The sequence below is a fragment of the Streptomyces sp. H27-D2 genome (genome assembly GCF_035828615.1).
Classification (GTDB): Bacteria; Actinomycetota; Actinomycetes; order Streptomycetales; family Streptomycetaceae; genus Streptomyces.
Map to the genome: position 1 here is coordinate 38,914 of NZ_JAYMZR010000011.1, position 10,374 is coordinate 49,287.

At 71.3% G+C, this 10,374-nt stretch carries 14 protein-coding genes and 1 pseudogene; 14 read left to right on the forward strand and 1 reads right to left on the reverse strand.

Translation table 11 applies throughout. The annotated features are described in order from the left end of the window. Positions 1–106 precede the first annotated feature (106 nt). On the reverse strand, positions 107–349 hold the full coding sequence (locus tag QMK28_RS07020; protein ID WP_326436134.1) for a hypothetical protein: 243 nt from the start codon (positions 347–349) through the stop codon (positions 107–109). Positions 350–564: 215 nt separating this feature from the next. On the opposite strand from QMK28_RS07020, the gene QMK28_RS07025 reads away from it, so the two are divergent. The 14 genes and pseudogenes from QMK28_RS07025 (at position 565) to QMK28_RS07090 (ending at position 10,360) form a co-directional block, all read left to right on the forward strand. Next, positions 565–1,065: a DUF6907 domain-containing protein gene (locus tag QMK28_RS07025; RefSeq protein WP_326436135.1), complete on the forward strand. Its 501-nt coding sequence runs from the start codon at positions 565–567 to the stop codon at positions 1,063–1,065. Continuing rightward, positions 1,062–1,379, forward strand: a complete 318-nt coding sequence (locus tag QMK28_RS07030; protein ID WP_326436136.1) for a hypothetical protein — start codon at positions 1,062–1,064, stop codon at positions 1,377–1,379. Before QMK28_RS07025 ends, QMK28_RS07030 begins: the two co-directional genes overlap by 4 nt. Before the next feature lie 49 nt (positions 1,380–1,428). Next, positions 1,429–1,674, forward strand: a complete 246-nt coding sequence (locus tag QMK28_RS07035) for a hypothetical protein (protein WP_326436137.1) — start codon at positions 1,429–1,431, stop codon at positions 1,672–1,674. Positions 1,675–1,721: 47 nt separating this feature from the next. Further along, a complete protein-coding gene (locus tag QMK28_RS07040; protein WP_326436138.1) occupies positions 1,722–1,967 on the forward strand; it encodes a hypothetical protein in 246 nt (81 codons plus the stop codon). 297 nt (positions 1,968–2,264) lie between these two features. Then, complete coding sequence (locus QMK28_RS07045; protein ID WP_326436139.1) at positions 2,265–2,504, forward strand: hypothetical protein; 240 nt, start codon at positions 2,265–2,267, stop codon at positions 2,502–2,504. Beyond that, a pseudogene (locus tag QMK28_RS07050) lies at positions 2,504–2,614 on the forward strand (DUF4236 domain-containing protein); the annotation flags it as partial. The gene QMK28_RS07045 and the pseudogene QMK28_RS07050, both read left to right, overlap by 1 nt. A 231-nt stretch (positions 2,615–2,845) precedes the next feature. After that, positions 2,846–4,780 (forward strand): DUF2637 domain-containing protein, encoded by a 1,935-nt coding sequence (locus tag QMK28_RS07055; protein ID WP_326436140.1) that lies wholly within the window; start codon positions 2,846–2,848, stop codon positions 4,778–4,780. A 20-nt stretch (positions 4,781–4,800) separates the two neighbouring features. Beyond that, positions 4,801–5,268, forward strand: coding sequence for a hypothetical protein (locus QMK28_RS07060; RefSeq protein ID WP_326436141.1), 468 nt, complete (start codon positions 4,801–4,803; stop codon positions 5,266–5,268). Positions 5,269–5,292: 24 nt separating this feature from the next. Further along, a complete protein-coding gene (locus tag QMK28_RS07065; RefSeq protein WP_326436142.1) occupies positions 5,293–5,526 on the forward strand; it encodes a hypothetical protein in 234 nt (77 codons plus the stop codon). Next, positions 5,523–5,711: a hypothetical protein gene (locus QMK28_RS07070; protein WP_326436143.1), complete on the forward strand. Its 189-nt coding sequence runs from the start codon at positions 5,523–5,525 to the stop codon at positions 5,709–5,711. Before QMK28_RS07065 ends, QMK28_RS07070 begins: the two co-directional genes overlap by 4 nt. 117 nt (positions 5,712–5,828) lie before the next feature. Continuing rightward, a complete protein-coding gene (locus QMK28_RS07075) occupies positions 5,829–7,067 on the forward strand; it encodes a hypothetical protein (RefSeq protein ID WP_326436144.1) in 1,239 nt (412 codons plus the stop codon). 1 nt (position 7,068) lies between these two features. Beyond that, positions 7,069–7,461: a hypothetical protein gene (locus QMK28_RS07080; protein WP_326436145.1), complete on the forward strand. Its 393-nt coding sequence runs from the start codon at positions 7,069–7,071 to the stop codon at positions 7,459–7,461. An 87-nt stretch (positions 7,462–7,548) separates the two neighbouring features. Next, on the forward strand, positions 7,549–10,098 hold the full coding sequence (locus QMK28_RS07085; protein ID WP_326436146.1) for a hypothetical protein: 2,550 nt from the start codon (positions 7,549–7,551) through the stop codon (positions 10,096–10,098). A gap of 37 nt (positions 10,099–10,135) precedes the next feature. Continuing rightward, on the forward strand, positions 10,136–10,360 hold the full coding sequence (locus QMK28_RS07090) for a hypothetical protein (protein ID WP_326436147.1): 225 nt from the start codon (positions 10,136–10,138) through the stop codon (positions 10,358–10,360). Positions 10,361–10,374: the final 14 nt, after the last annotated feature.

Below are 10,374 nucleotides of genomic sequence, written 5' to 3' on the forward strand. Positions count from 1 at the left end.
CTGCATCGCGAGTGCACCACTGCTGCACTCGCTGCACCGCTGTCGGCCTAGAAGCTCATGATGACTGTGAGCTTCCCGGAGTTGACTCATGGCCATGGAGACACAGTCACTCGCTGCGGGAAATTTGAAAGGCTCTCTGGGCGGATACGTTGCCCATGATCTCCCCGACCTCGCGCCACTTCAGCCCGCCCGTCTTGAGCTCGACGGCGATGCGCTGCCGGACGCCCCTGATGCCGGCGGCGACGGCGGTCTCGGTTTCCCGGCTGGCCTGGTACCGCTTTTGGGGGTCGCTGATCGCATCGAGGGCGTCGACAAGGTCTGCGACGGCGGTGTCCAGGGTGGCGTCCATGCCCTGAGGGTAGAGCCGATCTCTACGAGCTTCAAGCAATGCCTTGACTCGGGGGGAACTTCCCCCTACCTTTCAAATCAGAGCTTGAAAGTGCAGTCCACTCCTACCGGACAACGTCCGTCGGGCTGCGCCAACACAAAAGAAAACGGGCCGGACACCGCGACTCCTACATCGCAGGCCGGCCCTCACCAACAGGATTCTTGAAGGAGCCCCTGATGGCTGCCACACATTCTACCGGTGCGCCCGTATGTGAGCGCTACGCCCTCCTCGGCGGTACAACCGGCCAGCAGATCACGCCCCGCACGGTCACCGCTGTCCTTCGCGGTACTGCCGTGACGGTCCAGGAACCGGCCTGGTGCAAGGGCCACCGCGGCGTCGAGACCCTGACGGACCTCGTGGACCTGTCCCACGCCAGCGAGTCGATCGCAGTCACCGTCCCCATGTACAGCGGCGGCACCGAGCAGATCCTCGAAGCGTGGATCGCGCACTGGCCGTTCGAGCGAGCCCGGACCGGCGGGGCGTGCCTGCCCTACCTGGCGCTCGATGCGGGCGGCGGCTGCGACATCGTCAACCTCGGTCCGGCGGCGGCCCATGCGCTCGCCGACCAGCTGGAGGCTTACGTCGCGCAGCTCCGGGCGAAGGTCGGCGAGCTGGAGGTTCTGGTCGCTGACCAGACGGCTCGGGCCGGGGACGCTGACGGCGAGGTCCAGTCGTGAACGCCACCCGCACTGCCGCTCAGCTTGGTCCGCGTCGGCTGGGCACGGTGTATCGCAATGACGGCGGTGTGTTCGTCGTCGAGGCCGTCCTCCATGGCGCTGAGGCCCGCGTGGTCTTGTCGTGGTCGGACTGGGCGGTCACGGTCCGGAACCGGCTGACGGGTGAGCGGCTGACGGTCTGCTCGGCGTGGGACGACCGCAACCAGATCGTGTCGCAGCCGAAGTCGGCGGAACTGGACCTGTGCGCTGACGACTTCCGGTCTGCGCAGGCGGGCCGTGACCTGCACCCCGTCAGTCTCCGCCTCGTGGCGTGACCCCACCGCACCGATTCCATCCCGGCACCGCCAACCGAGGAGATCCGCTATGTCTTCCACCGCCCAGCCCGGCGACGGAACCCCGACCAACGACCCGGCCGCCGCCCTGCACTGGGCGGCCGTCGCGATCGGTCTCGCCGATGCCCGCGAGCGTCAGGGCCACCCGCTCACCGACGCCGAGCACGTCAACTACGACCGCTTCCTGGCCGCAGCCCGCGACCACGGCTTCAGCGACGAGGAGATCCGCGACTACCTCGACGTGCTGCACAAGTCGCTCGCCATCACCACCTCCTGACCACTGCTCCACCCCCACTCGAACTCTGCGACCTGAAGGGTCCCGCCATGTCTCCGTTCGTTCTCTCCGACGCCGACCACGCTGCTACGACGAGGCTCGGTGGGCTGCGCCGGGCGCGTACCACGGTCGGTGACGCGTCCGACGCCTACGCCGCCCACCTGATCGCCGACTACCTGAAGGCGCGCACCGCCGGTGACCGGGAGCAGATGTTGCTGATCCGGGACAACGCCGCCGCGGTCGACCCGCAGCTGGTCGACGAGCTGAACGGCTTCGACTACCCGGCCGCCGCCTGATGTATTTGGCGACTCTCCTCCTGGCGATCGTTGTGGTTGGCGCCGTCTTCATCGCTGTGGGCAGGGCCCGCCAGAGGCTGATGCTGCAGGAGGCGGACCGCGCCAAACACCACGGCCATGCGTGCTGCCACTCCTGCCGACCGAGTGGATAACCCCCGATCCGCCGTGGCGGCGTCCCCCGCGCCGTCACGGCACCCCGGTCCTGGCCGGGTTCGAGGCTGCCCCGCATCCCCGGGCGGGACGGCCCCGTGCACGACCAGTACCAACCCCCTATCCGCCGAACGAGAGGAGCCCGTCATGGGCCTGTTCACCCCGAAGTACCCGAAGAGCGACACGCCTGGCGCCACCGGAACCCCCGCCCCGCGCGAGTCCCGAGGCGCCCGCCGCGACCGCGAGCAGCACGAGCGGATCGACGCCTCAATGAAGCAGGGCTGGCAGAACGCCCGCCGCGCCAGCAGCGAGCGCGACGCCAAGTTCTGGGAGGACTACGAGCAGCGCAACGGCAAGGGCTCCGTCGACTGGTCGGGCAGCGCCTGATGCCGGGCACGTTCCGTAAGAGCTTCCGGATCCTGCCCGGCGTCCGCCTGAACATCAACCGGCGGTCCTGGTCGGTGACGGTCGGCCCGGACCACCAACCCGAGGAGACCACCGTGCCCAAGCCCAGCCGACAGGACATCGCCGACCACAAGGCCGCCAAGACCGAGCTGGCACGCGTCGCCCGACGCGACCGCACCGAGACCGACGACTACCTCGCAGCCAACAAGCGCGTGGTCGAGACCGGAAAGAAGGTCGGCTGGCTCCGCCGCGGCTGACCCACCCACGACTCCGGGGGCGGCCCACGCCGCCCCACCCCGGCCAGAGAGAGGACGTCCGAGCCGATGGCCAGCCGCCGCAACGCCAAGCCCCGCCGCCCCCAGGGCGCCGCGGCGACCACACCCCCCGTCGCCCCGCCGGCTCCGGCGCCGTCCGCCGGGATGCTCCAGACCCGCGCCGCCGAACAGGCCGCCGAAGCGCTCCTCGCCGACGCCCGTCGCGAGGCCGAGCAGATCCGCGCCGCCGCTCACGCCGAAGCCCTCGCCACGATGGCCCGGTCCAACGAGGAGCAGAAAGCCGTCCGCACCGAGGCCGAAGCGACAGCCGCGCGCCTCACCGCCGGGGGCGAGCAGCAGGCCGCCGAGGTCATCGAGCAGGCCCGCCGCCAGGCGCAGCAGCTCCGCGCCGCCGCCGACGGAGACGCCACCGACCGGCAGGCCGCCGCCGAACTCGCCGCGCAGCGCACCGAGAAGACCGCCCAGGCGGCAGCCGACGAGCTCCGCGACCGTGCCGCCGCCGACGCCCACGCCGCCACCAGCACGGCGCACGACGAGGCCCGCCGCATCATCGGCGACGCCACCCACCAAGCCGGCAAGACCCTCGACAACGCCAAGCGTGAAGCGGAGCGTCTCCTCGCCGACGCGCAGCAGGCCCGCGACACGGTCGCACGCTACGCCGAGCAGCGCATGCAGCAGGCCATGGACAACGCCCGCACCATCCAAGAGCAAGCCGTCACCGACCTCGGCACGGCCCAGTCCCTCCACCGCCAGGCCGAAGAGACCCAGAGCGAGGCCGGACGCCTCCGCGCGGAAGCGCAGGCCAACCTGACGGCATCCACCACCCGCACCGCCCGCCGCCTGCACCGCAAAGACCTCAAGGAGCAGGCGGCCAAGCGGCACGCCGACGCGAAAGCCCAGGACCGCGCCGCAGCGAAGGCTCTCCGCGAGACGCAGGGGACCTCCGAGATCACCACGGTCCACCGGGTGCTGATCGGCCTCATCATCCTGGGGGCAGCCGTGATCGCCGCCATCGGTTTCAGCGGCTCCTACTCGGCCGTCCGTGACCTCGCCGCCGCGAAGGGCTTCGGTGCCTTCGCCGACTACCTGCCCATCGGTATCGACGCGGGCATCGGCGTGCTCCTCGCCCTCGACCTGCTCCTGACGTGGCGTCGCATGCCGCTGCCGCTGCTGCGGCACACCGCGTGGGGTCTGACCGGTGCCACCGTGGCGTTCAACGCCGCGGCGTCTTGGCCGGACCCGATCGGTGTGGGCATGCACATGGTGATGCCGCTGCTGTTCGTCATCGTCATCGAAGCCGCCCGGCACGCCATCGGCCGCTTCGCCCGCGTCACCGCGAACCAGCACACCGAAACTCCGAAGCTGGTCCGCTGGCTGCTGGCGTTCCGCTCCACCGTCCGCATGTGGCGCCGTCAGCACGTGTGGTCGGTCAACGATCTCGATGAGGCGCTCAAGGGCGAGCAGGACCGCTTCGTCTACATCCGGGGCCTCCAGGCCAAGTACGACAGCCGGCGGGCGTGGACGAAGAAGGGCCGGGGGTGGCGTCAGCTCGCGACCGAACACGAGCTCATGCCTCTCGATCTGTACGACACCGGCGTCGCGTTCGGCGAGGCACGCAGGACCGCCGACGAGAGTGCGAGTGAGAGCAGCGCCCCGCTCTCACCGCCGCCCGCCCGGCCGGGTGTTGAGAGTCGCCACGAGAGTGCGGGTGAGAGCGCCCGTGAGAGCGCGGCGGCGGTCCGGCCGAAGCGGCGTGAGAGTGCGCCGCAGGGTCGTGAGAGCGGCAAGCGTGAGAGCGGCCTGAAGGTGTCACCCATCGGTGACATCGACGGTGAGATCGCTGCCCTCGTCGCTCTCATGCAGGAGCGCGGCGACGCCGACGCGGTCACTCTCACCGACGCCGAAGCGATCACCAACCGCTCTCAGGCCACCGCCGCACGACGACTCTCAACCGCCCGCGAAATGTTCCGCAAGTCCGCCTGAACCACCGACAGGAGCCCGCCATGACGCACACACCGACCAGCTACCCGATGAGCAAGGACGATCTCGTCGACTGGCTCAGCGGGAGGATCGCCGAGTTCGACCCCGATGAGCGGATCACTCCGCTCACCCTCATCGCCGCCGCCGTGGACCCCGGCCTCGGCTGGACCCGCGCTGACCTCGTGCTCCGCGCCCTCGCCGACTCCGGAGTCCTCCACAGCACCGAGCGGGCCAGCGTGTACACCCTCCGCCCCGACCTGCCCGCCCGCGGGACCGGCCACGTGTGGTTCCGCCTTACCAACCGCGCCCGGTCTGCCGTCGAGGTCGTAGCCGAGCATCCCCTGCCCCGCGAACCGTGGGACTCCGACCACACCCCAGTCACCTGGCGCTGCGCCGGCTGCCCCGCCACCGACAGCGTCCGCTACAAGACCGCTGCCCGTGACGCCATCGCCCACGCCGAGACCTGCCGCGGCCTGCCGATCAGCGTCTGACCAGCCGAAACGTAAGGAGACTCCATGTCCGATAAGCCCGCCGACCCCCGTGTGTTCGGCCCGCCGCCCGCCGACGGCCTGCTGGTCGCGGTTGCTGAGGCCGAGCAGCTCGTGAAGCGCCGCGGCCTGGTGCTGGCCGTCATCGGCTGCGGCCGGAAAGCCGGCGTGGCTGCGGCCCGGCGGGCGGCGAAGCTCCGGATCGCCGCTGCGGACCTCACCGCCGCCCGCGAGCGGCTCGACCTGAACCCGCAGCGATGAGCGGATCCGCGTACTGGACCCGGGAGATCCGCAGGGCGGACGTGCGATCCCCGAAGGACGGCGCGATCAAGCGGCTGGACCGGCTGCGCGGCGTGCTGCGGGGCGTCGATCCGGTGGTCGCCACCCGCGCCTGGCGCGAGGTCGGCGACTCCCTTCAGCGGATCACTGACCGCTACTCGCGGTGACTATCCACTCATTCATTCACTCCGGGCGAGGGTGAACGGTTCCCGTGCTCTATACGCGTGCGTGCGCGCACGAGGCGGGCGTTCACTCTCCCCGGTCGCAGACCGTAAGGGGAAGCGATGGAAGTGTTGCTCGCCGCCTGCCTGCTGGCGTGGGCCGCAGGAGCGCAGAGCGAACAGGCTGCGCTGGGCATCAGCCCGGCGCAGCGCGCCGGGATCCGTGAGCAGACGCGGCACGAGAAGGCCGTGCGGCGGATCGCCGAGAAGCACGGCACGCCGCCGGGTGCCGGTACGTCGGGCGCCTCGCCGTGGAAGGAGGAGCCCGGGGCGGATGCGGCGGTCACGGTCCCCGAGGCGTTCACGGCGGGCTACCGGGGCCACACTCCGGTCGCCCGGGTCGCGACTCCGCTGGGCCGCCACGCCGGCAACGCGGCGGCCAAGGGCGTGCACTGGGCCAAAGACACCGGACGCTCGGCTGTCCGGGAGTACCGCAAGCGCCGGAAGGCCGCCGGCGCGTCGGATCCGGCTCCGGTGCTGGTCCCGATGCCGCCCGACCGGCCACCGGACGTAGGGCCGGTGGCGGCCGATCCGCCGGTCGATCCACCGACCGTGGGTGATCCCGCCGGTGAGCGCCGCCCGGGGACAGCGGGATGGGATGCGGGCGACGACCCCTGGGACCCCTGGGGGACAGCAGAGCCCGCAGGCCCCGGGAAGCCGCCAGAAGAAGCCGCAGCGCCGCGCACCGGCGGCGACGGCACCCCGGACATCCCCCCGGCCTCGACAGGCCCCGAGGGAGCCGCAGACGGCCCCGCTTCGGCACCGGCCCCCCGCAGCTCCGAGGAAGCCCCGCCGCAGCCGGCGCCCGTGACGGCAGACGAGACACCCCAGACGGAAACGGACCCGGCCCCCGCCGGAGAAGGAGTTGGCCGCATGACAGCTGAAGTGACCTACGAGTCGGTCATCGAGGAGAGCGACGAGCTCTCCCTGATGTGTGACGACGACGTGACGGTGTACGGGCGGATCCGGCAGCGCTGCGAACGCGAAGTCGGCCGCGCCGACGACCTGATGGCGTCCCTGCAGAGCGTCGGAGCCGGAGAGCGCCTGAACGGCTGGGTCACCCGCTGCAAGGACCAGTACCAGATGCTCCGCAGCCAGCTGGACGACCTGGAGAGCAACACGATCGCCCAGGGCGAGGCCGCCGTGAAGGCCAAGGCCCTGCTGGAGGCCGGCCAGGGCCTGTACGCGGACATCGCCCAGGACATGGAGTCCGTCGCTGACCGGGGCTTCTACATCTCCGACGCGGTCGACGCCGAGGACACGGCCGCGCACACCGAGACCTACGAGACGCGAGGAGCCTGACATGGGCGCAGGAAAGACCATCGGCGCGGTCATCACCTATGCCGCCGTCCTGGCAAGGGCGGCAGCCTACGGAATCCGCGCCGCCCGCACCCGGGCCGCCGTGGAGCGGCTGCAGTCCCGCTTCCAGGACCGCGCCGACTCGGCCCGGTACCTGTCCGAGGCGATGACCGTGCTGTCCGTCGACGAGCCGACCACAGCCGCCTACATGGAGATCTCGACACTGTCGAACGCCATGGCGGCCAACGTCGGCCAGATCGTCTCCGCCGCCGACTCCCTGTCCACCGCGGCACAGGGCCTGGACGGCGAGACACGGGGCCAGCACAGCCGGATGGAAGAGGCCAACCGCACGCACTCCGTGCAGATGGCCGACAAGGAGTTCATCCAGCGCCGCTAGGCACTCGACACGCACGCCACGAAGGGCGGGGCCGCGCACCGGCCGCCCCGCCCTTCCCATCACGGAAACGGAATCGGAGAAAGCCGGATGGCGACCACGACCCTACCGACGAAGGAAGCAGCGACCGCGGCCCCGCCCGCGCCGGCGTCCGGGCTGCGCGCGCGGGCCACCGAGATGCAGCGCTCCCCAGGCCTGTACCTGGGCTCCGGGCTCGCCATCGCCTCCGGCCTGATCCCCCCGGATCCGCTGCTGTACACGACAGTCACCGCCGCCGGCCTCGCCGCCGGATGGGCCGCCCTGGGCATGCACCCGGGACCGTGGCGCTGGCTGCCCGGACAGGGCGAGCCGTGGGAGTGGATGTGCTGCTCCAGCCGGCGCGGCTACCGGCGCACCGTGCGCCGGATGCGCCGCCGCCTGGAGACAGACCACACCCACGCCCCGGTCCTCGGCGCCGACGGCCTCCTCGTGCCGACCGTCGGCATCGCCGACGGCTGGTACGCGCACCCCGACCGGCCCGCCCTGCTGCGCGCCGCGACAGCCACCGCCCGCCGAGCCCGGTGCGCGATGCTGCGCACCGCCTGGACCCAGGCCCTGCCCGCCTGGGAGCGCAGCTGGTGGCGCCGGTACACGCCCGCCGAAATGGCCCTGCGCGCCGGACCGGTGGCGGTGATCCCCGCCACCGGGTTCGTCGACATGCCCTGGTGGGGCCACCTCGTCGTCGCCTCCATCGGGGCGGGGTGGGGAGCGCGGGTGTGGGACCGGCCCGCTCCGGCCGCGGCCGGAGCCGCGTGGCCGGCCGGCGCCGACTGGGACCGGGCCCGGTGGGCCGGGTGGATCGCCTGCGAGCGGGGCCCGCTGCCCGCCTCCCAGCTCACCAACATCCAGGTGGACGACGACAAGCTGACGGCCGTCATCGTCTCCACCACCGCCAAGCCCGCCCTGAGCGTCGGCCAGGACGCCGTGTCGATCGCCTTCGAGGTGCCCCCGCGGGCGGTGAACGTCTACCGGCCTGACGACATGCCCGCCGGCCGCGCCAAGGTCACGGTCCGCCTGCGCGCCCTCGCCGCCTCGGAGCTGGACCTGGACGACCTGCCCTCCGTGTGGAAGGAGTTCAGCCCCTACAGCGGCAGCGAGCTGTACGACGTCGAGAGCACCGAGTTCGGCCGGCGTTTCACGCTCCGCATGCCGCGCCGGGGCGTCTCGGTCGCCGAGGTGCAGCCGCGCAGCATCGCCCAGGCCCTGGACCTGGACGGTGAGGAGGCTGTCTCCCGCCTGCATCTGCGGGTGCTCGACGCCCGCCGGATCGAAGTTAACGAGATGGCGGTCAACCCGCTCCAGGACGGCGTCCCGCTCGACCTGGACGCCCTCGTCATGGACGGCCAGGGCTACATCACGGTCGGCAAGGACATCTACGGCAGGCCGGCGAAGTGGCGTCTGCTGAAGTTCGACCCCGCCCGCAGTGGCCTGTCCGGCGTGGCGTCTGCGTCCGCGGTGCACGCTTTCGGCTCCGGTGGTACCGGAGCGGGGAAGACGTCGCTGGAGGAAGACCTCCAGATCGCCCAGCGCCTCAACGGGTTCGTTTCCTGGCTGGCCGACGGCAAGGGCGGTGCCGGATACGCCCCGTGGCTCAACGATCTGGACTGGCTGGTCAAGTCGGCGGTCGGGGCCATGCTGATGGGGCAGGCCGCCAACCGGGTCAGCGAGTACCGCTTCGCCGAGCAGATGAAAATGCAGTGGCGGGACGCGGACGGGTTCACCGAGCAGGGCCGCAGCTTCTTCGTGCCCGGTGAACCGTTCGCCCCGATGGTCGTGACCTGGGACGAGTTCAACGAAATGATCCTCAAGGATCCCCAGGCGGACCACGTCAAGCCGCTGCTGCGCTCGGTCTCCAGCGTTGGCCGCCTCTCCCGGGCGGCAGGCATCGGTGCCCGCATCTGGGTCCAGATTCCCAACTTGGATTCCCTGGGCTCCGACAGCAGCGCGAACGCGATTCGCGACATGCTCCAGTCGGGCAACATCGCGCTGTTTCGTACCGCGCGCTCGGACGTGGACATCATGTCGCTCGGCTCGCGCACCCCCGAGATCCGCCTCGCACCGCTGCCGGAGCGTTTCCCCGACGGCTCGGAGACCGGCGGCCTGTTCTACATGGCCGACGGCAAGTCCCAGTACACCCAGTCCCGGGCCATGTTCCACACCAACCCCGCCCGAATTGCCCGCCAGTTCCCCCTGCGGACGCTGAGTGCCCCCGAGGCGGACGCCGCCGGCCCGGCGTACCTGCGGCGCGGCGAGTACCGGCACCTGGACGCCGCCAGCGAGGAAGCGTTCCTGCGCGAGCTGGTGAAGGACGAGCAGCCCGCGCGCGGCCAGCGCGCCACCGTCCTCGACGGCCGGCCCGCGCTGGCCGCCCCCGCGGACGTCGAGGTCGATGACGAGGAGCTGGACGACCTGGTGCCGCTCACCCGCACCCAGAAGGTCTGGCACGCGGTCGACGGCGGAGCGCGGCGCAACCGGCAGATCGCCGACGCCACCGACCTGAAGCCGACCAACGTCTCCGGTGCCACGACGCGCCTGGAACGCCTCGGCAAGCTCACCAAAATCGAACGCGACTGGCACACCGCCGACCGCATCGACGCCTGACACACCCCAACCACCCTCATGATTCGGAGACTCTCTCATGACCCTCACCGTCACCGGCCTGTTCCTGCTCGTCTGCATCGGCCTCGGCATCTGGATGAAGAAGGACAGCGGCTTCCGCCGCCGGGAGTTCCTCGCCGTCTCGCTGTTCTGGATCCTCCTGGCCGCCACCCCCTGGGGGGCCACTGGCCTCGGCATGGTCCAAGACTTCGTCGGCAGCGGCGTGCGGACGGCCAGCAACACCGTCAACTCGGTCTCCAAGTAGGCCCGGGGGGGGTG